The sequence below is a fragment of the Streptomyces sp. ISL-12 genome (assembly GCF_018614415.1).
Taxonomy (GTDB): domain Bacteria; phylum Actinomycetota; class Actinomycetes; order Streptomycetales; family Streptomycetaceae; genus Streptomyces.
On the sequence record NZ_JAGGOO010000059.1, the window covers coordinates 1 to 22,346 of the forward strand.

The following is a 22,346-nucleotide window of genomic DNA, read 5'->3' on the forward strand; positions in this document are numbered from 1 at the left end:
ACCTAGGGCCTGTCGTTTGGATCAGGACGCAGGACACCGGCGGGACTTGTCCATGCCGGTGAGCGGGGTCTGGTGCGTGCGGCTGCAAGGCGGAGGAGGGAGTCGACGCGATGGGGGTCCTCCCGCGCGAGCGCAGCCGAGCGTGGGGGAGTCGACAACCGACGACAACGCCGCTGGGGGTCCCCCACGCCGTTCAGGCAGTGGGGGAGCGCGTGCCGGACCCCGCGTCCGCGGCGTGATCCGAACGACAGGCCCTGGCTCGTCCGGCGCGCAGGTACCGTTCACCCTCATGCGCACCCTCCTGATCATGGGCCCGGGCGGCAGCGGCCGGACGACCGTGGCCGCCGCCACCGCGCTCACCGCAGCCCGGTCCGGAACCCGCACCCTGCTGCTGGGCGCCGACCCCGAGGACACCCTCGGCGCCGCGCTCGGGGTGCCCACCGGCTCCACTCCGGCCGCCGTCGAGGCCAACCTCACCGCCTGGCGGCCCGACCCGGCCCGGGGGTTCCGGGACGGTCTCACCGCCCTCCAGGAGCGCGCCTCCGCCGCCCTCGACCTGCTCGGCGCCGCCCGCCTCGACCCCGAGGAGCTGACCCCGCTGCCCGGCGCCGGGGAACTGGCGCTGCTGCGCGCCCTGCGCGACGCCGCCCTCGCCGAGGAGCACGACCTGCTCGTCGTCGACCTGCCGCCCGCCCCGCGCGCCCTCGCCCTGCTCGCCCTGCCCGAGGAACTCCGCCGCTACCTGCGCCGCCTGCTGCCGCCCGAACGGCAGGCCGCCCGCGCCCTGCGCCCCGTCCTCGGCCGCCTGGCCGGCGTTCCCATGCCCACCGAGGCGCTCTACGAGCACGCCGCCCGCTGGGACCTGGAACTCGCCGCCGTCGAAGCCGTCCTCACCGACCGGAACACCGTCGTCCGGCTGGTCGCCGAACCCGGCCCGGCCGGCACCGACGCGGTACGCACCGCCGCCCTCGGCCTGGCCCTGCGCGGCCTGCCCGTGGAACTGCTGGCCGCCAACCGGACCCTGCCCGAGGACGCCCCCGCCGACAGCTGGCTCGCCGGACCCGTCGCCCAGCAGCGCAAGGCCCTGGAGGAGTGGCAGGGCGCCCACGACGTCCATGTCCTGCCCCACCTCGGACACGATCCGCGCGGCACCGACGACCTCGCCGCCCTCGCCGTGCCCGGCGTCAACCCGGACACCGCCCCCGTCGAGTGGCCCGTCACCGACCTCCCCCACTCTCGGCTCCGCTCGAGCGGGGGGACCCCCACCGCCGACGACGGCGTCCTGGTCTGGCACCTCCCGCTGCCCGGCGCCGCCCGCGACGAACTGGACCTCGTCCGGCGCGGCGACGAACTCGTCGTCACCGCCGGCCCCTTCCGCCGTATCGTTCCGCTGCCCTCCGCGCTGCGCCGCTGCACCGTGGACGGGGCCGCCCTGCGGGAGGGCCGGCTGAGCGTACGGTTCGCGCCCGACCCGCGGCTGTGGCCCCGGAGCCGGTGAAGCCGTGGCGGCCGTTCGGGTAACGTCGTAGGGACGAACCGTAGTCAGGAGTCCGTCATGAGCGAAGAGCTCCCGCAGCCCGACGCCGCGGGCGACGAGGCCGCCGGGCAGGACCGGGCGGCGGCCGGCGAGCGGCGGGCGGCCGACGCCGACGCCTGGGCGACGGCGGCCGCCGAGGACCTGGAGGCGGAGAAGGCCCGCCGCCGCGCCGCCTACGGGCCGCCCCCCGGCTCGGCCGCCGAGGAACTGCGCCGCCTCGTGGACACCGTGGCCGACAAGCTGTCCGGCCTCCAGTCACCGCTGCTCGGCCCGGTCGCCGGTACCGCCGCCCAGCAGGTGGTCCGGCAGGTCGTCCAGCAGGCCAAGGCCGCCGTCGAACCGGTCATCGAGCGCAACCCGGACGTCTTCGACCACCTCGCGGCGGCCGGCGGCGAACTGCTCGCCGCCTACCGCTCCGCCGTCCAGCGCCAGGAACACCGCTGGACCAGCCAGGAGCCCGACCCCCGGGACGGGGACCCGCGTGACGACGAGGGCGGCCCGGACGCCGGTCCCGGCCAGCGCATCGACCTGGACTGACGGGCCCCGGCAGCGGCGCCTCGGGTACGGTTGGCCATAGCGGGGCTCGACCGAAACTGAGGGATTCATGGGACTCACCATCGGCGTCGACATCGGCGGCACGAAGATCGCGGCCGGGGTGGTCGACGAGGAAGGCAACATCCTCTCGACCTTCAAGGTGCCGACCCCCACCACGCCCGAGGCCATCGTGGACGCCATCGCCTCGGCGGTGGAGGGAGCGCGCGCCGGGCACGAGATCGTCGGCGTGGGCATCGGCGCGGCCGGTTACGTCAACCGCCAGCGCTCCGAGGTCTACTTCGCGCCCAACATCGACTGGCGCAACGAACCGCTCAAGGAGAAGGTCGAGGCCCGCGTGGGCCTCCCGGTCGTCGTGGAGAACGACGCCAACGCGGCCGCCTGGGGCGAGTACAGGTTCGGCGCGGGCAAGGGCCACCGCAACGTCATCTGCATCACGCTGGGCACCGGCCTCGGCGGCGGCATCATCATCGGCAACAAGCTGCGCCGCGGCCACTTCGGCGTGGCCGCCGAGTTCGGCCACATCCGGATGGTGCCGGACGGCCTGCTGTGCGGCTGCGGCTCGCAGGGCTGCTGGGAGCAGTACGCCTCCGGCCGCGCCCTGGTGCGCTACGCCAAGCAGCGCGCCAACGCCACCCCCGAGCGCGCCGAGACGCTGCTCGGCCTCGGCGACGGCAGCCCCGACGGCATCGAGGGCAAGCACATCTCGATGGCCGCCCGGCAGGGCGACCCGGTCGCCGTCGACTCCTACCGCGAGCTGGCCCGCTGGGCCGGCGCGGGCCTGGCGGACCTGGCCTCGCTCTTCGACCCGTCGGCGTTCATCGTCGGCGGCGGTCTGTCGGACGAGGGCGACCTGGTCCTCGACCCGATCCGCAAGTCGTACAAACGCTGGCTGGTCGGCGCCCACTGGCGCCCGGTGGCGGACGTGATCGCGGCCCAGCTCGGCAACAAGGCCGGGCTCGTAGGAGCAGCGGACCTGGCCCGCGAACCCGACCCGATCATGTAGACAAGCGGTGTTCTCAAGGGGCGCGGGGGCTGTATCGATGTGCGGCCGGCGCCGCGTGGCGCGACCAGCCACAACGCACCGGCACTCGCGCACGCTCCCCCCGCGCCCCACCCCCTTGGGCGTACATTGATCGACATGCCGCAGTTCCCCAACTCCCGTACCGAACCCGACGGTTCCGCCGTCATCCGCGTCCTGAGCTACAACATCCGCTCGATGCGCGACGACACCGACGCCCTCGCCCGCGTCATCGGGGCCTGCGCCCCCGACCTGGTCCTCCTCCAGGAGGCCCCCCGCTTCTTCCGCTGGCGCAAGAAGCTCGCCCGGCTCGCGGCCGCCTCCGGCCAGGTGATCCTCTCCGGCGGCGGCACCGCCGCGGGACCCGCGCTGCTGTGCTCCCTGCGCGCCACCGTCGAGCGCACCGAGGACGTCCTGCTGCCGCTCACCCCCGGCCTGCACCGCAGGGGCTTGGCCACCGCCGTCGTCCGCTTCGGCGGCGCCCGCGTCGGCGTCCTCAGCTGCCACCTGTCCCTCCAGAAGGACGAGCGCTACGAGCAGAGCGGCCTGCTGCTCGACCGGCTCGCCGCCCTCGGTGTCCCGCACGCCGTCGCGGGCGGCGACCTCAACGAGCGCCCCGACGGCCCCGCGTTCCGGCGGGTCGCCAAGGACCTCCAGGACTGCTGGGCCACCGCCCCCTGGGGCGACGAGCACACCTCGACCCCCAGCCGCCCGCACCAGCGCATCGACGCCCTCTTCGCCACCCCGGGCATCGAGGTCCTCGCCTGCGGCGTGCCGCGCGGCCTGCCCGGCGTACGGGAAGACGACCTGAGGGCGGCCACGGACCACCTCCCGGTCCTGGCCGCCCTCAGAATCCCCGCGGGTCTCTAGCCCTCCCGCGTCAGACCACCGCACCCCGGCCGGGATCGTCGTCCTCGTCGTCGTCCGTGCGCATCCGCATCACCAGCGTGGCGAAGCCGCCGAGGAAACCGCCGATGCACACGGTCGTCAGCCACCAGGTCATCTCCCAGCCCAGCAGGATCGCCACCAGCAGCAGGAGCGGGCCGCCCAGCACACCGAGCCAGGCGAACCGGGCGGTGACGTCGCCCTCCGGCAGCGGCGGCGGCTCGGGCGGCACGAAGTGGCCCTCGTCGTCCTCGCCGAGGTCGTCCTCGGCGGGCTCGGCCAGGCTGTGGTCGCGCGGACCGACCCCCGGCGCGAACGCGACCGAGCTGCCCAGCGGCTTGGCCGGGGAGGGCTCCCCGGGCTTCTGGGGCTTGTCGGACTTCTCGGCGGGCTCCGGTGCCCCGCCGTCGTCGTTGGTCTCCGGCTCCAGCAGCGCCAGGTCCTCGACCGACTTGAACGGCTTGGCGCCCGGCGGGTCCGGCGGCTCCTCGCCGTAGCCGGCGACGATCGCGGCCCAGGCGGCGTCCTCGTCGAACGGCACGTGCTGCTCCTGCGGGGCGCCCGTGCCAGTACCTTCGCGCTCTGCGCGCTCCCCGCGCTCCTCGCGGTCCTCACGGTCGGAGTCGTGCTCAGCCACCTGCGGCCGTCCCTTCCTTGCCGAGACCGGGCTCCGGCTCCTTGACGAGACCGGGGGCGAGCCGGGCGACGAAGGCGACGCTCTCCGCGTGGATCCGGTCCGCGTCGTGGTCCAACGTCGCCACGTGGTAGCTCTGTTCCAGCAGGATCTCCGTCACGTCCACCGACGACACCCGGCCCAGGATCCGGGCCGAGTCGGCGGGCGGCACCACATGGTCGCGCGGGCTGCGCATCAGCAGCAGCGGCTGGGTGACCTGCGGCAGATCACGGTCGACGACCCGGAAGAAGTCGCGCAGGGAGTACGCCGCGTGCAGCGGCACTCGGTCGTATCCCAGTTCGACGCTGTTCGGCTTGGCGATGTCGCTGGCGATGCCCTTGGTGGCCGGTACCAGGTGGCGGACCACCGGGAGGGCGTGCGGCGCCAGGCCGTGCATGCGGTTGGCCGGGTTGACGACCATGACACCGCTCACCGCGTCGCCGTGCCGCGCCGCCAGCCGCAGCGCCAGCGCGCCGCCCATCGACAGCCCCGCCACGAACACCCGGGAGCACCGCTCGCGCAGCGCGCGCAGCTCGCGGTCCACCTCGGCGTACCAGTCGGGCCAGCCGGTGAGCTGCATGTCCTGCCAGCGGGTGCCATGTCCGGGCAGCAGCGGCAGCGCGACCGTCAGACCGTGCCCGGCCAGATGCCGGGCCCAGGGGCGCAGTGACTGCGGGGAACCGGTGAAGCCGTGACAGAGGAGGACGCCCACCTCCCCGCCCTCCTGGCGGAACGGCTCGGCTCCTGCGAGGACCGGCACGTCTTTGACTCCTGTTCGTCAAGGGGCTGGCGCCGCTGGCACGTCGTGGTGCGGGTACTTCACCGTACGCGACCCCACGGACACCGACCAGGGCCGCAGGGCCCTTTGCCGGTGCTCCGGGTTATGGTCTGTGCGACACATACAGGAGGCACTCGGTTGTTGTACGGCGCGATGAAGGTCACCGTCGGCGGTTCGCTGAAGCTAGCCTTCCGACCCTGGGTGGAGGGGCTGGAGCACGTTCCCGCCACCGGGCCCGCCATCCTGGCCAGCAACCACCTGTCGTTCTCCGACTCGTTCTTCCTGCCGGCGGTCCTCGACCGCAAGGTCACCTTCATCGCCAAGGCCGAGTACTTCAACACGCCGGGCGTCAAGGGACGGCTGACCGCCGCGTTCTTCAAGGGCGTCGGCCAGCTCCCGGTGGACCGCTCCGGGGCGCGCGGCGCCGGCGAGGCCGCGATCAAGAGCGGCATAGAGGTCCTGGAGCGCGGCGAGCTGTTCGGCATCTACCCCGAGGGCACCCGCTCGCCCGACGGCCGCCTCTACCGCGGCAAGCCGGGCGGCCTCGCGCGCGTGGCGCTCGCCACCGGCGCCCCCGTCCTCCCGGTCGCCATGATCGACACCGAGAAGATCCAGCCGCCGGGCAAGGTGGTGCCCAAGCTGATGCGCCCCGGCATCCGCATCGGCAAGCCACTGGACTTCACCCGCTACCAGGGCATGGAACACGACCGGTTCGTGCTCCGCGCGGTGACCGACGAGGTCATGTACGAGATCATGAAGCTCTCCGGCCAGGAGTACGTCGACATGTACGCGACCGCCATGAAGCGGCAGCTCGCGGACGCGGCGAAGGCGGAGAAGGAAGCGGAGAAGGAGGCGGCCAGGGAGGCCAAGGAGGCCAGGGCCGCCCTCGCCCGCGCGGAGAAGGAACAGGCCGAGAAGGAGTGCGCCGCGCAGGCGGACGACGGGGACGAGAGCCCCGGGTCCTGACGGGATCCGGACGGGGGTGGGGGAGATGGCCAGGCGCGAGCGGGTCATGCGGATGTCGGTCGAGCAGCCCCTGTGGCGCGCGCTGACCGCCTACCGCGTGCTCACCATGGTCTACGCGATCGGTCTCTTCACCACCGCCCACGAGCACTTCACCCGCCCCTGGCTCGCCGTCGGCTACTACGTCGTCCTGGTCGCCTGGACGCTCGCCACCCTCCCGCGGGTCGCGAACGCCGCCGCCTGCACCAAGCGGTTCCTCACCCTCGACCTCACCGTCGCCCTCACCGGCATCCTGCTCACCCCGCTCGCCGACACCTCCGAGCGCATCACGGCCGGCGGCCCGACCCTGCCGTCGATATGGACCGCCGGTTCCGTCCTGGCCTTCGCGATCAAGGGCGGCTGGCGCTGGGCCGCCGTCGCCTCCACCCTGGTCGCCGCCGCCAACCTGGTCGAGCGCGGCAGCCCGGCCCGCGACACCGTCCACAACGTCATGCTCGTCTGGGTCGCCGCCATCGCCATCGGCTACGTCGTCGAGGTCGCCCGCGCCTCCGAGCGCACCCTCGCCCGCGCCCTGGAGATCGAGGCCGCCACCCGGGAGCGGGAACGCCTCGCCCGGGACATCCACGACAGCGTGCTCCAGGTGCTGGCCATGGTGCAGCGGCGCGGCGCCGTCCTCGGCGGCGAGGCGGCCGAGCTGGGCCGGATGGCCGGCGAGCAGGAGATCGCCCTGCGCACCCTCGTCTCCGGTGGCCTGGTCCCCGTCTCCCGGGTGTCGGAGGACGCCGCCGACGGCGCCGTCGTACGGGCCGTGGACGAACCCGCGAGCCAGGACCCGGACGCCCCCGCCGACCTGCGCACCCTGCTCGCCCCGTACGCCGGCGCCCGCGTCAGCCTCGCCGAGCCCGGGGCGCCCGTGGAGCTGGCCCCCGCAGCCGCCCGGGAGGTCGCGGCGGCCGTCGGCGCCGCCCTGGACAACGTCCGCGCGCACGCCGGCGAGGACGCGCGCGCGTGGATCCTCGTCGAGGACGAGCCGGACGAGGTGATCGTCACCGTCCGCGACGACGGCCCCGGCATCCCGGAGGGCCGCCTCGCCCAGGCCGAGGGCGAGGGACGGATGGGCGTGGCCCTGTCGATCCGGGGCCGCCTGCGCGACCTCGGCGGCTCCGCCGAACTGATCTCGGTGCCGGGCCAGGGCACGGAGGTCGAGCTGAAGGTACCGAAGGACGCGACGGGCGTGACACCCGCGCACGCGCGGGGGAAGGCGGCAGGACATGACTGAACAGCGGGGGCCGATCAAGGTCATGGTGGTCGACGACCACCCCATGTGGCGCGACGCGGTCGCCCGGGACCTGGCCGAGTCCGGCTTCGAGGTGGTCGCCACCGCCGGCGACGGCGACCAGGCCGTACGCCGGGCCAGGGCCGCCGCGCCCGACGTCCTCGTCCTCGACCTCAACCTGCCCGGCAGACCCGGCGTCCAGGTCTGCAAGGAGGTCGTCGGCGCCGACCCCCGGGTGCGCGTCCTGGTGCTGTCCGCGAGCGGCGAGCACGCCGACGTCCTGGAGGCCGTGAAGTCCGGCGCCACCGGCTATCTGCTGAAGTCCGCCTCGACCGGCGAACTCCAGGACGCAGTCCGCCGCACCGCCGCCGGCGACCCCGTCTTCACCCCGGGCCTGGCCGGACTCGTCCTCGGCGAGTACCGCCGCCTCGCCTCCGAACCGGCCCCCGCCCCCGACACCGACACCCCCGGCGCGCCCCGCCTCACCGACCGCGAGACCGAGGTACTGCGGCTGGTCGCCAAGGGCCTGAGCTACAAGCAGATCGCCGAACGCCTGGTCATCTCCCACCGCACCGTCCAGAACCACGTCCAGAACACCCTCGGCAAACTCCAGCTGCACAACCGCGTGGAACTGGTGCGGTACGCGATAGAGCGGGGCCTGGACGACGCGTGAACCGCGGGTCCGGACGGCGCCTGACCCGCGCGTCCGGCCGACCGGCACCGCCGCGCCGGGCGCCCGGCAGCCGGGCGCCCTATATTCGGGAGCACCAGCCCAGCGAGACGGGAGCGTCCGCGTGGAGATCCTCGCCTTCGGAGTGCAGGCCGACGAGCAGCCCCTCATCGAGCGGGCCTTCGCGGGCCGCGCCGAGGTCCGCTGCCTCGACGTCTTCCTCAACGAGGACACCGCCCCCATCGCCGCCGGCCACGAGACCGTCTCCACGTCGGTCAACGCCGACCTCGGGGCGTCCGTCCTGGAGATCCTCGCGGCGGGCGGCACCCGGATGGTCGCCCAGCGCTCCACCGGCTTCAACAACATCGACCTGGACACCGCCGAGCGCCTCGGTCTGACCATCGCCCGGGTCTCGTCCTACTCGCCGTACTCGGTCGCCGAGTTCGCCTGGGCGCTCGCGATGGCCGTCAACCGCCGTATCGTGCGCGCCTCCACCCGCACCCGTGACTTCGACTTCCGCCTGAACGGCCTGATGGGCCGCGACATGCACGGCCGCACCGCCGGCGTCCTCGGCACCGGCAGGATCGGCGAGGCGTTCGCCAGGATCGCCCACGGCTTCGGCATGCGGCTGCTCGGCTGGGACGTGGCGGAGAACCCCGCCTGCCTGGAGCTGGGCATGCGCTACGTCCCCAAGGACGAACTCCTCGCCGCGTCCGACCTGGTCACCCTGCACGTCCCCCTGATGCCCGCGACCCGCCACCTGATCGACGCCGCCGCCCTGAAGGCGATGCGGGACGACGCGATCCTGGTCAACTCCAGCCGCGGCGGTCTCGTCGACACCGCCGCCCTCGTCGGCGAGCTGCGCGCGGGCCGCTTCACGGGCGTCGGCCTGGACGTGTACGAGGCGGAGGCGGGCCTGTTCTTCCTCGACAAGTCCCTCACGGCCGTCGAGGACGACACCCTGGCCCGCCTCGTCACCTTCCCGAACGTCCTGGTCACCTCGCACCAGGCGTACTACACCGAGGACGCCGTCGGCCAGATCGTCGACGCCACGGTGCGCAACGTCCTGGACTACCGGGCCGGCCGCCGCTCGGAGAACGTGCTCGTGCCGCGCAGCTGACCCACCAGCTCCCGCACCACCGCCGCGCCGTTCAGCGACAGCACCGACTCGGGGTGGAACTGCACGGACGCGAAGCCGGCTCCGCGCAGCGCGTGCACCTCCCCGCCCGCCGACCGGCTGACCTCGATCCCGTGCGCGGCCAGCTCCTCGTACTCCTCGTCGTCGCAGCGCGCCACGAAGCTGTTGTAGAAGCCGACGGTCTCCCGCCGCCCGAACAGGTCGATCTCCGTCTGCGCCCCCTGGTACGGCACTTCCTTCCGTACGATGTCCAGCCCCAGCTCGGCCGCGATCAGCTCGTGCCCGAGGCAGACCCCGAGCACCCCGTGCCGGTGCTCGCGCACGAGGTCGGCGGTGAGCGAGCGCAGCAGCCGCATCTTGGGATCGGTCAGGTCGGCGGGGTTGCCGGGGCCCGGTCCGAGCACCACCGGCCCGGCAGCGTGCCCGAGCACCGCGGCCCGCAGCCCCGGCTCGTCGTACCGCCGGACGGTCACCTCCAGACCGCCCGAGCGCAGCACGTGCGCCAGCATCGCGGTGAAGGTGTCCTCCCCGTCGACGACCAGGGCGTGCCCGGGCAGCTCCCCGGAGCGCTCCTGCATCCGCAGCCAGAACGGCGCCAGCGACGACCGGCGCCCGTCCAGCGCGGCGCGCACCCGGGGGTCGTCGGCCAGCCTGGGCCGCGTGGTCTCCCGGCCGGGCCGTCCCGGCCGTACGCCGAGGGCGGCGAGCACCCCGGCCGCCTTGGCGTGGGTCTCCGCGACCTCGCCGGCCGGGTCGGACCCGCGTACCAGCGTCGCCCCGACCGGCACCCGCAGCCGCCCGTCCGCGTCGATGTCGGCGGTCCGGATGAGGATCGGCGAGTCGAGGGTCTGGGCGCCTCCGGAGTCCCGCCCGATCAGCGCCAGCGCCCCCGCGTAGTAGCCCCGCCCGCCGTCCTCGTGCCGCTCGATGACCCGGCAGGCGTTCTGCACCGGCGACCCGGTCACCGTCGCCGCGAACATCGTCTCCCGCAGCACGTCCCGCACGTCCAGCGAGGACTTCCCGCGCAGCTCGTACTCGGTGTGCGCGAGGTGCGCCATCTCCTTCAGGCGCGGTCCGACGACGACGCCGCCCATGTCGCCGACGGTGCACATCATCTTCAGCTCCTCGTCGACCACCATCGACAGCTCCTCGATCTCCTTGGAGTCGGCGAGGAAGCCGAGCAGGTGCTCGGGGGTGGGGCCCTCGGCGGGATAACGGTACGTGCCGCTGATCGGGTTCATGACGACCGTGCCGCCGCTCATCCGCACATGCACCTCGGGACTGGCCCCGACCAGCGTGCGGTCCCCGGTGTGCACCACGAACGTCCAGTACGCGCCCCGCTCGCCCGCGAGGAGCCGCCGGAACAGCGCCAGGGCGTCGGCCCGCCCGAATCCGGGGATCTCGCCCCGGTACGTCCGCCGGATCACGAAGTTGGCGCCCTCGCCCCGCCCGATCTCCTCGTCCAGCACCCGCCCGACGATCCCGGCGTACTCCTCGTCACCGACGTCGAAGCCGCCGCCCTCGACCCGGACGTCGTGCGCGGGGAGCTGTTCCATGGCGGCGGCGAGCGGGATCTCGTACCGCTCCTCGGGGGTGAGCGCCAGCAGCGGGGTGCCGTCGTCGCGGACGTCGAAGCCGCGCTCGCGGATCTGGCGGAAGGGGATCAGCGCCAGGCAGTCGTCGGGGAGGCCGGCGAGCCGGTCGTACTCCGCGACGGGCCCGAGCAGCAGTTCCACCGTCTCCTGGTCATGCCCGGGAGTGCGGCGCCGCAGCAGGGCGAAGGGGCGGGGGTCGTCGAGGAGAGCGGGCAGATGGGGCAGGCGGGACAGGTTCATCGGTCGTCGTGTTCCCTCTGTGAAGGAGAGACGGACCCGGAGCCGGAAACACCGAAGGCCGCCTCTCGGGCGGCCTTCGCGAAGTCTGAGTACGCGCAGTCAGCGGGCCGCCGGAGGAGCGGTCCACCACCAGTTCTGGGTCGAATGCGCGAACATGCCACGCACCCTACCGCATGCCCACGCTGCGTATCCGTCGTCTCATTTTCTGGTCACCGGCCGGAGGGCCCGACATCACCCCGTAATGTTGAGGTCGTGACCGTGAACGCTAAGACCAGCGCGAGCGCTGGCAACACCTGGCGAGACCTGCCCGCGGCGCAGCAGCCCGAGTACCCCGACACCGAGGCTCTGCGCGCAGTCGTTGCGGAGCTGGAGTCGTATCCGCCGCTCGTCTTCGCGGGCGAGTGCGACCAGCTGCGTGCCCGGATGGCGGCCGTCGCCAAGGGAGAGGCGTTCCTCCTCCAGGGCGGCGACTGCGCCGAGGCGTTCGACGGGGTCTCGGCCGACCACATCCGCAACAAGCTCAAGACGCTGCTCCAGATGGGCGCCGTCCTGACCTACGCCGCGTCCGTGCCGGTCGTGAAGGTCGGCCGGATCGCGGGCCAGTACTCCAAGCCGCGCTCCAAGCCGACCGAGACGCGCGACGGCGTGACGCTGCCGACGTACCGGGGCGACTCGGTCAACGGCTTCGACTTCACCGAAGAGGCCCGGATCCCGGACCCCGAGCGGCTGAAGCGGATGTACCACGCGTCCGCCTCCACGCTGAACCTGGTGCGCGCCTTCACCACCGGTGGTTACGCCGACCTGCGCCAGGTGCACGCCTGGAACCAGGACTTCGTGAAGTCGTCCCCGTCGGGCCAGCGCTACGAGCAGCTCGCCCGGGAGATCGACAACGCGCTGAACTTCATGCGGGCCTGCGGCACCGACCCGGAGGAGTTCAAGACCGTCGAGTTCTACGCCTCCCACGAGGCGCTGCTGCTCGACTACGAGTCCGCCCTGACCCGCGTGGACTCCCGTACGGGCCAGCTGTACGACGTCTCCGGGCACATGGTGTGGATCGGTGAGCGCACCCGGCAGATGGACCACGCGCACATCGAGTTCGCCTCGAAGATCCGCAACCCGATCGGCATCAAGCTCGGCCCGTCGACCACGGCCGAGGAGGCGCTCCAGTACATCGAGCGCCTCGACCCCGAGCGCGAGCCCGGCCGGCTGACCTTCATCGTCCGGATGGGCGCGGACAAGATCCGCGACAAGCTCCCGGAGCTGGTGGAGAAGGTCACCGCGTCCGGTACCACGGTCGCCTGGGTGACCGACCCGATGCACGGCAACACCTTCGAGGCCGCCTCCGGCCACAAGACGCGCCGCTTCGACGACGTGCTCGACGAGGTCAAGGGCTTCTTCGAGGTCCACAAGGAGCTGGGCACCCACCCGGGCGGCATCCACGTGGAGCTGACCGGCGACGACGTCACCGAGTGCGTGGGCGGCGGCGACGAGATCTTCGTCGACGACCTGCACCAGCGCTACGAGACGGCCTGCGACCCCCGGCTCAACCGCAGCCAGTCGCTGGACCTGGCGTTCCTGGTGGCGGAGATGTACCGGGACCAGTAGGGAAGCCGCTTCGCGGACGTAAATGGGGCGCGGGTCACATACGATCCGCGCCCCCGCCGCTTTTGCGGTACCTGAGGGATGGGTAAGGTTAGGTTTGCCTCACCGGCCCGGCCGGTAGGGCGCAACCATGACCCCGCCCGGGAGGTGAACCGCGTGTTCGTCTGCTCTTGCTTCGGTGTGACCGAGGAACAGGTGAAGTCCCACGCGGACGCCGGTGCCTGCACACCGCGGCAGATCGCCTCCGCCTGCAAGGCCGGCACCGACTGCGGCGGCTGTGTCCGGCGCATCCAGGCGCTGCTCGGCCGCGGCGCCTGCCCCCGCCGGCAGCTGATCGACCAGGGTGCGCCGACCCCGCTGACGGCGGAGCTCCCGGAAGCCGCCTGAGCCTTCTCGGTGCTTTCCCGGCTCTGGGCGGAGCCTGCTCAGTGGGTCGAGAAGCCGCCGGTGCCCGGCCCTGACGCGTCCGGCTGGGACTGCTCGATCACCGTCGACAGGTACAGCGACTCGCCCAGCTTCTCGATCAGTTCGAGCTGGGTGTCCAGGTAGTCGATGTGGTGCTCCTCGTCGGCGAGGATCGCCTCGAAGACGTTCGCGGACGTGATGTCGTTCTTGCTCCGCATCACCGCGATGCCCCGGCGCAGCCGGTCGATGGCCTCGACCTCGATCTCCCGGTCCGCCTGGAACATCTCGGTGACCGTCTGCCCGACCCGGACGTGGAAGAGCCGCTGGTAGTTCGGCAGACCGTCCAGGAGCAGGATGCGGTCGGTGAGGACCTCCGCGTGGCGCATCTCGTCGAAGGACTCGTGACGCGTGTACTCGGCGAGCTTCGTCCAGCCCTTGTGGTCCTGCAGTTTCGAATGCAGGAAGTACTGGTTGATCGCGGTCAGCTCGGCGGTCAGCTGCTCGTTGAGGAATTCGATGACCTCGGGGTCGCCCTGCATCGCAGAGGCTCCTTCCACACGAAAACTGGCAGGTTGCGCCGCATGATTGCATTGGTTCCGAAGATCGTCCAGTAAGTCTGCACTTAGTAAGTAAGTCCTGGCTTAGTCAATTTGTGGTTTATTGCCGGAATTCAAGACTGACTTTAAATGGGCCCGTTCTCGGACAACGGCCCCGGTCTGTCAGGATGGAGACATGGGTCAGCCGGTGGGACGCGAGTCGGGAGAAGGTGCTTCGAGAGGGGCGGCACAGCCCGATCTCCCGCCGGGGCAGCGGCTCCAGCGCGGCTGGCCGGTCACGCACTACGGGCCGGTCCCCAAGTTCCGGCCCGAGCGCTGGGAGTTCCGGGTCTTCGGCGCCACCGCCGACGGCGAGAAGCACTGCTGGAACCACGAGGAGTTCACCGCCCTGCCGTACACCACGGTCGTGGGCGACCTGCACTGCGTGACGAAGTTCAGCATGCTCGGCGCCGAGTGGGGCGGCGTCCCCGCCCGTACGGTCCTCGGCATCGCCCCGCCCGCGCCTTCCGTCACCCATGTGATGGTGTGGGCGGAGTACGGCTTCAGCTCCAACCTGCGCCTGTCCGACTTCGCGGCAGAGCGCACCCTCTTCGCCACCCACAAGGACGGCGAACTGCTCACCGCCGAGCACGGCTTCCCGCTCCGGCTGGTCGTCCCGCACCTGTACGCCTGGAAGGGCCCCAAATGGGTCCGCGGCATCGAGTACATGACCGCCGACCGCCGCGGCTTCTGGGAGGAGCGCGGTTACCACAACATCGGCGACCCGTGGCGCGAGCAGCGCTACTCCTACCAGGAGGAGCCGGGGGAGGGGCCCGAGCTGTAGGGCCCGAGCTGGAGGGGCTCAGCCGTCCCGGAGCTTCTTCAGGCGCTCCACGTCCGCCGCGTGCCCCTCCTTGCCGCCGGGCGTCTCGATGACCAGCGGTACGCCCGCGGTCGCGGGGTGCGCCATCAGCTCGCGGAACGGGTCCTCGCCGATGTGACCGGCGCCGATGTTGGCGTGCCGGTCCTTGTGGGCGCCGGCCACGTCCTTGGAGTCGTTGGCGTGGATCAGCTTCAGCCGGCCCTCGCCGACGGTGTCCACCAGCAGGTCCAGGGTCTGCCGCATGCCGTCCGGGCCGGCCAGGTCGTGTCCGGCGGCGAAGATGTGGCAGGTGTCCAGGCAGACGCCCAGCCTCGGATGGGCGTCCAGCGCCTCGAAGTACGGCCCGAAGTCCCAGGTCCGCGCGCACAGCGAGGCGCCCTGCCCGGCGGTCGACTCCAGCAGCAGGTACGGGTCGTCGTCGTGGGTCAGCTCGTCCAGGAGCGGCAGCAGGCGCTCCCGTACCTGCGCCAGCGCCACCGCCCGCTCCCGGCCGCCGGTCGCGCTGCCGGTGTGCACCACCACGCCGAGGGCGCCGATCTGCCGACCCCGGCGCAGCGAGTGCCGCAGCGACTCGACCGACTTCTCCGCGGTCGCCTCGGTGTGCGAACCGAAGTTGATCAGGTACGGAGCGTGGACGTAGGCGGGGATCGACTCCGCCGCGCAGGCCGCGCGGAACGCCTCGTCCTGCTTCGGGTTGCCGACGGGGGTGGCCCAGCCGCGCGGGTTGGCGACGAAGACCTGGACGGCCTCGGCCTTCAGGTCACGGGCGTAGGGCAGGCCCACGGAGTGCAGGCCGCCGGCGACGGGGACGTGGGCGCCGACGGGGTTGCGGCGGGCGGGCGGGGGCGAAGGTGGTGTGCTCATGTCCTGGTCCAGGATGCCAGGCCGGCACGGGGCGGTCGTCGGCGGATCTTCGGCGGGCGGTCGGTGGAGCGGTCAGCGGATCGTCAGGGTGATCTTGGAACCCTTCGGTGCCGTGTCGCCGCCCTCGACGGACTGGCTCTTGACGGTGTCGCCGAACAGGCCGAGCAGTCCGCGGTCCTCCTCGACCTCGAAGCCGGCGTCCTCCAGTTCCTGCCGCGCGTCGTCGACGTCGTCACCGACCACGTCCGGGACCTCGATCCGCTCCGGGCCCTTGGAGACCGTCAGCGTCACCGTGTCGCCCTCGGCGACCCGCTCGCCGTCGCCGGGCGACTGCCGCGCGACCTGGCCCGCGTCGTAGTCGTCGGAGTTCACCCGCTCCGTGGCGACCTCCACCTTCAGGCCGGCGTCCTCCAGTTCGGCGCGCGCGTCCGCCAGGTCGTCGCCGGTGACGTCCGGGACGTCCACCGCCCTGCCCTTGCTGACGGTGAGGGCGACGGCCGATCCGGCGCGCACCGTGGTGCCCGCCCCGGGGTCGGTGGAGATCACGAAGCCCTCGGGGACGTCGTCGCTGAAGGCACGGGTGACCATGCCGGGCTCCAGTCCGTCCTCCTTCAGCACCGACTTGGCCCGGTCCAGGCGGTAGCCCTCCACATCGGCCAGCTCCACCGTCTTCGGCCCGTCGGAGACGGTGAACGACACCGAGTCGTTGTTCCGGATACGGGTGCCCGCCGCCGGGTCGGTGCTGATGACCGCGCCCCGCTCCACCGTGTCGCTGTACGCGTGCTCGATGTCGCCGACGTCCAGGCCGGACTTCTCCAGCCGGGCCTTGGCCTGTGCCTCGGTCTTCTCCAGCAGCGGCGGCACCTCGGTGAACTGTCCCGAGTTGATGTACCAGACGCCCGCGCCGACGCCGAGCGCCAGCAGGACGGCGACGACGATCGCCAGCGGGCCGCGTCGCAGACCGGGGCCGCGCCGCGGCGGGGGCGGCGGCGGGTCCAGTCTGCTGGTGCGGTCGTAGCCGTCCGCGGCAGGTGCCTCGTCCTCGTTCACCGGCAGCGGACGGATCATGGTCAGCGCGCGCGGGATCACGCTCGTACGGTCGTCGGCGTTGTCGTGCGCGCCGGACAGCGCCTGCGGCGGTACGGCGTCCAGCTGGGCGGCGGTGAGCGCCGCGCGCGCCTCGCGGGCCCGCGCGAGCAGCGCCACCGCGTCGTGCGGGCGGATCTCGGGGTTGCGCGCGGTCGCCGTGGCGACCAGGTCGTCCAGCTCGTACGCCAGGTCCGGCACGGCGGCGGACGGCGGCGGCACGTCCTCGTTGAGGTGCTGGTAGAGCACCTGGGCGGGGGAGTCCCCCTGGTGCGGCTTGGCGCCGGTCAGCATCTCGTACAGGACCACACCGCACGCGTAGACGTCGACGCGAGGGTCGGCGGTGCCGTGCTCGATCTGCTCGGGCGCCAGGTAGGAGACGGTGCCCAGGACGGCGCCGGTGGTGCTGGTGACCGTGTTGACGGCGCGGACCAGGCCGAAGTCGGCGACCTTGACCCGGCCGTCGTCCCCGATCAGCACGTTCTCCGGCTTCATGTCGCGGTGCACGAACCCCGCGCGGTGCGCGGCGCCGAGCGCGGCCAGTATCGGCTCCAGGATGTCCAGGGCGGCCCGGGGCCGCAGCGCCCCGCGCTCGCGCAGCACGTCCCGCAGGGTGCAGCCGGAGACGTACTCCATCGCCAGGTAGACGTAGCCCCCGTCGGTGCCCTGGTCGAAGACCTGGACGACGTTGGGGTGGGCGAGCCGGGCGACCGACTTGGCCTCGCGGATGAACCGCTCGACGAACGTGCCGTCGGCCGCCAGCGTCGGGTGCATCACCTTCAGCGCGAGCACACGGTCCAGGCGGGTGTCCACGGCCCGGTAGACCGTGGCCATCCCGCCGACCGCGATCCGCGCGTCGACGCGGTACCGGCCGTCGAGCTCCTGCCCGACCAGAGGGTCCTGAAGGGTCGTGTCCACGCAGGTGAGTGTACGAGCCGTCGCTGACAGACGGCTGTGTACGACCGCCGCCCGGGCGCTACCGCGACCGACCTGTGACGCACCCCACGCGGCGGCGGCCGGGCGGCCGCCGCCGCGCCCCGGGTCAGAACGCGGGCCGCTCCGGGTCCAGGGCGGCCATGCCGGACGTCGGGGAGGAGGCCTCGGCGAAGTGCCGGCGCGGGATGCGTCCCGCCCGCCGGGCCAGCCGGCCGGCCTCCACCGCGTGCCGCATCGCCTCCGCCATGAGGACCGGCTCCTGCGCCCGGGTCACCGCCGAGGCGAGCATCACACCCGCGCAGCCCAGCTCCATCGCCAGCGCCGCGTCCGACGCCGTACCGGCCCCGGCGTCCAGGATCACCGGTACGCGCGCGTGTTCGACGATCAGCTGGAAGTTGTGCGGGTTGCGGATGCCGAGCCCGGAACCGATCGGCGAGCCCAGCGGCATGACCGCCGCGCAGCCGACGTCCTCCAGCTTCCGCGCCAGTACCGGGTCGTCGTTGGTGTACGGCAGCACCGTGAAGCCGTCGTCGACCAGGGTCTCGGCCGCGTCCAGCAGCTCGACCGGGTCCGGCAGCAGGGTGCGCTCGTCGGCGATGACCTCCAGCTTGACCAGGTCGGTGCCGAGGGCCTCGCGCGCCAGGCGGGCGGTCAGCACGGCCTCCCCGGCGGTGAAGCAGCCCGCCGTGTTGGGCAGCACCCGGATGCCGAGCCTCTCCAGCACCGACAGCACGGAGCCGTGCACGGACGGGTTCACGCGCCGCATGGCGACCGTCGTCAGCTCGGTCCCGGACGCCACCAGGGAGCGCTCCAGCACGTCCAGGCTGGGGGCCCCGCCGGTGCCCATGATCAGGCGGGACGTGAAGGACGTACCGCCGAGGACGAAGGGATCGTCGGCCATGGTTCTCAGCCTCCTTGCACGGCGGTGAGTACTTCGACGCGGTCGCCGTCGGACAGCGCGGTGTGCGACCACCGCGCGCGTGGGACGACGGTTTCGTTGAGGGCGGCGGCCACCCCGGACGGCGCCTCGGTGAGGGTCCGTACGAGGGTGTCGAGCGCCGTTCCGGGGGACACCTGGCGCGGCTCCCCGTTGACCGAGATGCTGATGCTCATGCGGGCTGCTCCGTGGGTGCGGGGGCGGGCGCCTGGACGGGCGCCTGGGTGGTGCCGAACCGGCCGGGGGTGAAGGGGCGGGCCTCCTCGGGCAGCTCGCCGGTGGTCAGGACGTGCGCCATGACGTTGCCGGTGACCGGGGTGAGCAGCACGCCGTTGCGGAAGTGCCCGGTGGCCAGCAGCAGGCCGTCCAGGGCGGTCGGGCCGAGCAGCGGCGCGTTGTCCGGGGAGCCGGGGCGCAGGCCCGCGAGGGTCTCCGTCAGGGGCAGCTCGGTGATGCCCGGGACCAGCTCGTGGGCGTCGCGCAGCAGCTCGTAGACGCCGCCGGCGGTGACGGTCGTGTCCCAGCCCAGCTCCTCGCTGGTCGCGCCGACGACGAGTTCGCCGCTTTCGCGGGGCACCAGGTAGAGCGGGTTGCCGCGGACCACCGCGCGGACGGTGCGGTGGAGCAGGGGCGGCTGTCCCGGCGGCATCGTCAGCCGCAGCACCTGGCCCTTCACGGGCCGCACCGGCGGCAGCACGCCCTCCGGTACGCCCGCCAGACGGCCGCTGAGGCTGCCCGCGGCCAGGACGACCTGCCCGGCCGCCAGGGCGGTGCCGTCGGCCGTCACGAGGCCCGTGGCGCGGTCCCGGGCGACGGTGAGCCGCTCGGCCGTGGTCCGGTGGAAGCGCACGCCCGCCCGTTCGCAGGCGGTCAGCAGCGCCGCGGCCAGCCGCCGGGGGTCGATCTGGTGGTCGCCGTCCACCCGGAGCCCCCCGCGCACGCCCGGCGCGAGCATCGGCTCCAGGCGCCGGCAGTCACGCCCCGACAGCCACTCGGACTCCAGCCCCGACTGCCGCTGGAAGGCGTGCAGCTCCCGCAGGTGCGCCCGGTCGTCGGAGTCGAGCGCGACGGCCAGGGTGCCGCAGCGGCGGTAACCGAGGTCGTGCCCGGTGGCTTCGGACAGCTCCGCGGCGAAGGCGGGGTAGCGGCGGACCGAGGCGAGGTTCAGGGCGAGCAGGGTCTGCTCGCCGTAGTGCAGCTCGGTGACGGCGGCCAGCATCCCGGCCGCCACCCGGGCGGCCCCGCCGCCCGGCGCCGGGTCCACCACCGCCGTGACCAGCCCGCGCTGCGCGGCCCGCCAGGCGGTGACCAGGCCGATGATCCCGCCCCCGACGATCAGGACGTCGAACGCGTCGGATGCGTCGGATGCCTCGGACGCGGGTGACATGGGTGACATAGGCGTCCAGCCCCTCCCTTCGCCGGCATGACCCGGATCAGGTTCGTACGGTCGGAGGCCGCCAGCCTCCCTCTCAGCCCGGTGCGTCCGGGCTCCCGCGAGTGCCTTACGTTGGCCACCCTAACTGTTCGATGTCCGCCTCTGTAAGGGAGTGTCCGCCGGTGGCACGTTCGCTCGACGGTCTCGTGTTCGTCCCGGTCGCCGACCAGGCGCCCGGCCAGGTCGGCACCCGGACCCGCTTCACCTACCACGAGCAGGACGGCGCCGTCTGGGCCGAGTACGCCGGCGGCGACGTCGTCCGCGGGCACCTGGTGGGGACGCGCGAGGGGGACCGGCTCGACTTCCGGTACGTGCAGCTCAGGACGGACGGCTCCACGGCCGGCGGGCACTGCGTGTCGGACGTCGTCGGCCTGCCGGACGGGCGGGTACGGCTGGAGGAGAGCTGGGAGTGGGAGTCGGCGGAGGGCAGCGGGACCAGCGTGGTGGAACAGGTCCGGTGACGGCCAGGGCCGGTGTGCGGCAGGTATGGCAGGCGCTGGCGTGCGGCAGGTGTGCAGCAGGTGTGCAGCAGGTCACTGAACGTGCCCCCTGACCGACAGTGAGTCAGGTGTCTAAGGTGATCAGGTGAGCGAGCAGACGCAGGAGCGAGGCGGCTCCGCGCGGCGCGTGGTCGTCGTGGGCGCGGGCATGGCCGGCGTGCAGACGGCGGTCGCCCTGCGCGAACAGGGCTTCACCGGCACAGTGACACTGATCGGCGCCGAACCGCACCAGCCGTACGACCGGCCCCCGCTGTCCAAGGCCGTCCTGCTGGGCACCGCCGAGGGCTCCGCCTTCGACGTCGACTTCGAGGCGCTCGGCATCGAGCTGCGGCTCGGGCGGGAGGCGCTGGGCGTCCGACCCGGCGAGCACCTGCTGGACACCTCCGCGGGGCCGGTGCCGTACGACTCCCTCGTCCTCGCGACCGGCGCCGAGCCGCTGCGGCTGCCCGGCGCGGAGGACGTCCCCGACGTCCATCTGCTGCGCACCCTGGACGACGCCGAGCGGCTGCGCCCGGTGCTCGCCCGGCAGCACGACATCGTGGTCGTCGGCGCGGGCTGGATCGGCGCCGAGTTCGCCACCGCCGCGCGGGAGGCCGGGTGCGCGGTGACCGTCGTGGAGGCCGCCGACCGGCCGCTCGCCGGGGCGCTGCCCGCCGAGGTCGCCGCCCCGATGACCGACTGGTACGCCGACGCGGGAGCGGTGCTGCGCACCCACGCGCGCGTGAAGCGCGTCGAACCGGGCGCCGTGGTCCTCGACGACGGCACGCGCGTGCCCGCCGGCGCGGTCGTCGTCGGCATCGGCGCCCGGCCCGCCACCGCCTGGCTGGCCGGCTCCGGGATCGCCCTCGGCACCCACGGCGAGGTCCTGGCCGACGACCGCCTGCGCACCTCCGTCCCCGACGTCCACGCGGTCGGCGACTGTGCCTCCTTCCCCTCCGGCCGGTACGGGGAGCGGCTGCTCGTGCACCACTGGGACAACGCCCTCCAGGGGCCGCGCACGGTGGCCGCCGACATCATCGGCGCCGCCACGGGGGAGCCGCCGCCGGTGTACGACCCGGTGCCGTACTTCTGGTCCGAGCAGTTCGGCCGCTTCGTCCAGTACGCGGGGCACCATCCGGCCGGCGACACCCTGGTCTGGCGCGGCGACCCCGCCGGGCCCGCCTGGACCGTCTGCTGGCTGCGCGCGGACCGGCTCGTCGCGCTGCTGGCGGTGGGCCGGCCCCGGGACCTGGCCCAGGGCCGTCGGCTGATCGAGTCGGGCGCGGCACTGGACGCGCGGCTCCTGGCGGACCCGGCCAGGCCGCTGAAGTCGGCGGTGGCGTGACGGGGGAGCGGGGTCGCGGGGCGAGGGATCACGGGGTGTGGTCTCGGCCCGTCCGCGCTGGTCGGAGGGGTCCGGCTTCCGCGTGTCAGTGGCAGATGGCAGGCTTGAGGGGTGACCGAGATTGACGCAAAGATCGATGCTCTCGTCCCTGCCTGGCTCACCCTTCCCGACATCGCCGAGATGCTCGACGTCGAGGTGACCCGGGTGCGGCAGCTGGTCAAGGACGGCCAGCTCATCGCCGTACGCCGCGGTGAGAACCGCGCGCTGCACGTCCCCGCGGCCTTCATCGACGGCGACAAGGTCGTCAAGGGCCTGTCCGGGACGCTGACGCTGCTGCGGGACGACGGCTTCACGGACGAGGAGATGCTGGAGTGGCTCTTCACGCCGGACGACAGCCTGCCCGGCACGCCGGCGCAGGCACTCAGTGAGAATCGCGGTACGGAGGTGAAGCGCCGCGCCCAGGCGCTGGCGGTCTGACCTGCCCGCCTGGCCCCCTCCGGCGTGCGGGCC

At 73.1% G+C, this 22,346-nt stretch carries 24 protein-coding genes and 1 riboswitch; of the genes, 14 read left to right on the top strand and 10 right to left on the bottom strand.

Annotated elements, in window-relative coordinates; genetic code table 11:
* Nucleotides 1-289 precede the first annotated feature (289 nt).
* From J7I94_RS16320 to J7I94_RS16335, 4 genes are all read left to right on the top strand, one after another.
* Nucleotides 290-1,498, top strand: coding sequence for an ArsA family ATPase (locus tag J7I94_RS16320; RefSeq protein WP_215167833.1), 1,209 nt, complete (start codon nucleotides 290-292; stop codon nucleotides 1,496-1,498).
* A gap of 57 nt (nucleotides 1,499-1,555) precedes the next feature.
* On the top strand, nucleotides 1,556-2,074 hold the full coding sequence (locus J7I94_RS16325; protein WP_215167834.1) for a DUF5304 family protein: 519 nt from the start codon (nucleotides 1,556-1,558) through the stop codon (nucleotides 2,072-2,074).
* 67 nt (nucleotides 2,075-2,141) lie between these two features.
* The gene (locus J7I94_RS16330) at nucleotides 2,142-3,095 is read left to right on the top strand and encodes an ROK family glucokinase (protein WP_215167835.1); all 954 of its coding nucleotides are present in this window, start codon (nucleotides 2,142-2,144) and stop codon (nucleotides 3,093-3,095) included.
* A gap of 135 nt (nucleotides 3,096-3,230) precedes the next feature.
* A complete protein-coding gene (locus J7I94_RS16335; protein ID WP_215167836.1) occupies nucleotides 3,231-3,980 on the top strand; it encodes an endonuclease/exonuclease/phosphatase family protein in 750 nt (249 codons plus the stop codon).
* 10 nt (nucleotides 3,981-3,990) lie between these two features.
* Here the strand turns inward: J7I94_RS16335 and J7I94_RS16340 are convergent, their stop codons facing one another.
* Together J7I94_RS16340 and J7I94_RS16345 are read right to left on the bottom strand one after the other, a co-directional pair.
* The gene (locus J7I94_RS16340; protein ID WP_215167837.1) at nucleotides 3,991-4,632 is read right to left on the bottom strand and encodes a hypothetical protein; all 642 of its coding nucleotides are present in this window, start codon (nucleotides 4,630-4,632) and stop codon (nucleotides 3,991-3,993) included.
* Nucleotides 4,625-5,428 carry a carboxylesterase gene (locus J7I94_RS16345; RefSeq protein WP_215167838.1) on the bottom strand — a complete coding sequence of 268 codons (804 nt, stop codon included), beginning with the start codon at nucleotides 5,426-5,428 and terminating at the stop codon, nucleotides 4,625-4,627. Before J7I94_RS16345 ends, J7I94_RS16340 begins: the two co-directional genes overlap by 8 nt.
* Nucleotides 5,429-5,599: 171 nt before the next feature.
* Between J7I94_RS16345 and J7I94_RS16350 the strand changes: the two genes are divergently transcribed.
* From J7I94_RS16350 to J7I94_RS16365, 4 genes are all read left to right on the top strand, one after another.
* On the top strand, nucleotides 5,600-6,412 hold the full coding sequence (locus J7I94_RS16350) for a 1-acyl-sn-glycerol-3-phosphate acyltransferase (RefSeq protein WP_215167923.1): 813 nt from the start codon (nucleotides 5,600-5,602) through the stop codon (nucleotides 6,410-6,412).
* 25 nt (nucleotides 6,413-6,437) lie between these two features.
* Nucleotides 6,438-7,688, top strand: a complete 1,251-nt coding sequence (macS, locus tag J7I94_RS16355; RefSeq protein ID WP_215167839.1) for a MacS family sensor histidine kinase — start codon at nucleotides 6,438-6,440, stop codon at nucleotides 7,686-7,688.
* Complete coding sequence (locus J7I94_RS16360) at nucleotides 7,681-8,358, top strand: response regulator transcription factor (RefSeq protein WP_215167840.1); 678 nt, start codon at nucleotides 7,681-7,683, stop codon at nucleotides 8,356-8,358. The genes macS and J7I94_RS16360 overlap by 8 nt, the downstream gene beginning before the upstream one ends.
* A gap of 121 nt (nucleotides 8,359-8,479) precedes the next feature.
* Nucleotides 8,480-9,475 (top strand): 2-hydroxyacid dehydrogenase, encoded by a 996-nt coding sequence (locus J7I94_RS16365; RefSeq protein WP_215167841.1) that lies wholly within the window; start codon nucleotides 8,480-8,482, stop codon nucleotides 9,473-9,475.
* Here J7I94_RS16365 and J7I94_RS16370 read toward each other — a convergent pair.
* Together J7I94_RS16370 and J7I94_RS39530 are read right to left on the bottom strand one after the other, a co-directional pair.
* Nucleotides 9,427-11,328 (bottom strand): anthranilate synthase family protein, encoded by a 1,902-nt coding sequence (locus tag J7I94_RS16370; protein ID WP_215167842.1) that lies wholly within the window; start codon nucleotides 11,326-11,328, stop codon nucleotides 9,427-9,429. The two genes, J7I94_RS16365 and J7I94_RS16370, sit on opposite strands and share 49 nt — an antisense overlap.
* Nucleotides 11,329-11,427: 99 nt before the next feature.
* Entirely contained in the window at nucleotides 11,428-11,484 is a 57-nt protein-coding gene (locus J7I94_RS39530) for a trp operon leader peptide (protein WP_215167924.1), read from the bottom strand.
* 96 nt (nucleotides 11,485-11,580) lie between these two features.
* On the opposite strand from J7I94_RS39530, the gene J7I94_RS16380 reads away from it, so the two are divergent.
* Nucleotides 11,581-12,933, top strand: a complete 1,353-nt coding sequence (locus J7I94_RS16380; protein WP_215167843.1) for a class II 3-deoxy-7-phosphoheptulonate synthase — start codon at nucleotides 11,581-11,583, stop codon at nucleotides 12,931-12,933.
* Nucleotides 12,934-13,086: 153 nt separating this feature from the next.
* Nucleotides 13,087-13,317 carry a bacterioferritin-associated ferredoxin gene (locus J7I94_RS16385; protein WP_215167844.1) on the top strand — a complete coding sequence of 77 codons (231 nt, stop codon included), beginning with the start codon at nucleotides 13,087-13,089 and terminating at the stop codon, nucleotides 13,315-13,317.
* 38 nt (nucleotides 13,318-13,355) lie between these two features.
* Here J7I94_RS16385 and bfr read toward each other — a convergent pair whose 3' ends face one another.
* Nucleotides 13,356-13,874 carry a bacterioferritin gene (gene bfr, locus J7I94_RS16390; RefSeq protein WP_215167845.1) on the bottom strand — a complete coding sequence of 173 codons (519 nt, stop codon included), beginning with the start codon at nucleotides 13,872-13,874 and terminating at the stop codon, nucleotides 13,356-13,358.
* A gap of 193 nt (nucleotides 13,875-14,067) precedes the next feature.
* Between bfr and J7I94_RS16395 the strand changes: the two genes are divergently transcribed.
* Complete coding sequence (locus tag J7I94_RS16395) at nucleotides 14,068-14,715, top strand: sulfite oxidase-like oxidoreductase (protein WP_215167846.1); 648 nt, start codon at nucleotides 14,068-14,070, stop codon at nucleotides 14,713-14,715.
* Between the two features lie 18 nt (nucleotides 14,716-14,733).
* Here the strand turns inward: J7I94_RS16395 and J7I94_RS16400 are convergent, their stop codons facing one another.
* The 5 genes from J7I94_RS16400 to thiO form a co-directional block, all read right to left on the bottom strand.
* Nucleotides 14,734-15,618: a deoxyribonuclease IV gene (locus tag J7I94_RS16400; RefSeq protein WP_215167847.1), complete on the bottom strand. Its 885-nt coding sequence runs from the start codon at nucleotides 15,616-15,618 to the stop codon at nucleotides 14,734-14,736.
* A gap of 72 nt (nucleotides 15,619-15,690) precedes the next feature.
* Nucleotides 15,691-17,622, bottom strand: a complete 1,932-nt coding sequence (gene pknB / locus J7I94_RS16405; RefSeq protein ID WP_215167848.1) for a Stk1 family PASTA domain-containing Ser/Thr kinase — start codon at nucleotides 17,620-17,622, stop codon at nucleotides 15,691-15,693.
* 124 nt (nucleotides 17,623-17,746) lie between these two features.
* Nucleotides 17,747-18,541, bottom strand: coding sequence for a thiazole synthase (locus tag J7I94_RS16410; protein ID WP_215167849.1), 795 nt, complete (start codon nucleotides 18,539-18,541; stop codon nucleotides 17,747-17,749).
* Nucleotides 18,542-18,546: 5 nt separating this feature from the next.
* The gene (gene thiS / locus J7I94_RS16415) at nucleotides 18,547-18,747 is read right to left on the bottom strand and encodes a sulfur carrier protein ThiS (protein ID WP_215167925.1); all 201 of its coding nucleotides are present in this window, start codon (nucleotides 18,745-18,747) and stop codon (nucleotides 18,547-18,549) included.
* A 2-nt stretch (nucleotides 18,748-18,749) separates the two neighbouring features.
* Entirely contained in the window at nucleotides 18,750-19,964 is a 1,215-nt protein-coding gene (gene thiO, locus J7I94_RS16420) for a glycine oxidase ThiO (protein ID WP_215167850.1), read from the bottom strand.
* A 6-nt stretch (nucleotides 19,965-19,970) separates the two neighbouring features.
* A riboswitch (TPP riboswitch) is annotated at nucleotides 19,971-20,082 on the bottom strand.
* Between the two features lie 52 nt (nucleotides 20,083-20,134).
* Here thiO and J7I94_RS16425 point away from each other — a divergent pair.
* From J7I94_RS16425 to J7I94_RS16435, 3 genes are all read left to right on the top strand, one after another.
* Entirely contained in the window at nucleotides 20,135-20,473 is a 339-nt protein-coding gene (locus tag J7I94_RS16425) for a hypothetical protein (RefSeq protein ID WP_215167851.1), read from the top strand.
* Between the two features lie 124 nt (nucleotides 20,474-20,597).
* Nucleotides 20,598-21,836: an NAD(P)/FAD-dependent oxidoreductase gene (locus J7I94_RS16430; protein ID WP_215167852.1), complete on the top strand. Its 1,239-nt coding sequence runs from the start codon at nucleotides 20,598-20,600 to the stop codon at nucleotides 21,834-21,836.
* 111 nt (nucleotides 21,837-21,947) lie between these two features.
* Nucleotides 21,948-22,313, top strand: a complete 366-nt coding sequence (locus J7I94_RS16435; RefSeq protein ID WP_215167853.1) for an Rv2175c family DNA-binding protein — start codon at nucleotides 21,948-21,950, stop codon at nucleotides 22,311-22,313.
* The last annotated feature ends 33 nt before the right edge of the window (nucleotides 22,314-22,346 follow it).

Excerpts from the sequence above, each read along its gene's own strand:
- J7I94_RS16320 (WP_215167833.1), top strand. The coding sequence starts at position 290 with ATGCGCACCCTCCTGATCATGGGCCCGGGCGGCAGCGGCCGGACGACC.
- J7I94_RS16325 (WP_215167834.1), top strand. The coding sequence starts at position 1,556 with ATGAGCGAAGAGCTCCCGCAGCCCGACGCCGCGGGCGACGAGGCCGCC.
- J7I94_RS16330 (WP_215167835.1), top strand. The coding sequence starts at position 2,142 with ATGGGACTCACCATCGGCGTCGACATCGGCGGCACGAAGATCGCGGCC.
- J7I94_RS16335 (WP_215167836.1), top strand. The coding sequence starts at position 3,231 with ATGCCGCAGTTCCCCAACTCCCGTACCGAACCCGACGGTTCCGCCGTC.
- J7I94_RS16350 (WP_215167923.1), top strand. The coding sequence starts at position 5,600 with ATGAAGGTCACCGTCGGCGGTTCGCTGAAGCTAGCCTTCCGACCCTGG.
- macS (WP_215167839.1), top strand. The coding sequence starts at position 6,438 with ATGGCCAGGCGCGAGCGGGTCATGCGGATGTCGGTCGAGCAGCCCCTG.
- J7I94_RS16360 (WP_215167840.1), top strand. The coding sequence starts at position 7,681 with ATGACTGAACAGCGGGGGCCGATCAAGGTCATGGTGGTCGACGACCAC.
- J7I94_RS16370 (WP_215167842.1), bottom strand. The coding sequence starts at position 11,328 with ATGAACCTGTCCCGCCTGCCCCATCTGCCCGCTCTCCTCGACGACCCC.
- bfr (WP_215167845.1), bottom strand. The coding sequence starts at position 13,874 with ATGCAGGGCGACCCCGAGGTCATCGAATTCCTCAACGAGCAGCTGACC.
- J7I94_RS16395 (WP_215167846.1), top strand. The coding sequence starts at position 14,068 with ATGGGTCAGCCGGTGGGACGCGAGTCGGGAGAAGGTGCTTCGAGAGGG.
- J7I94_RS16400 (WP_215167847.1), bottom strand. The coding sequence starts at position 15,618 with ATGAGCACACCACCTTCGCCCCCGCCCGCCCGCCGCAACCCCGTCGGC.
- J7I94_RS16410 (WP_215167849.1), bottom strand. The coding sequence starts at position 18,541 with ATGGCCGACGATCCCTTCGTCCTCGGCGGTACGTCCTTCACGTCCCGC.
- thiO (WP_215167850.1), bottom strand. The coding sequence starts at position 19,964 with ATGTCACCCGCGTCCGAGGCATCCGACGCATCCGACGCGTTCGACGTC.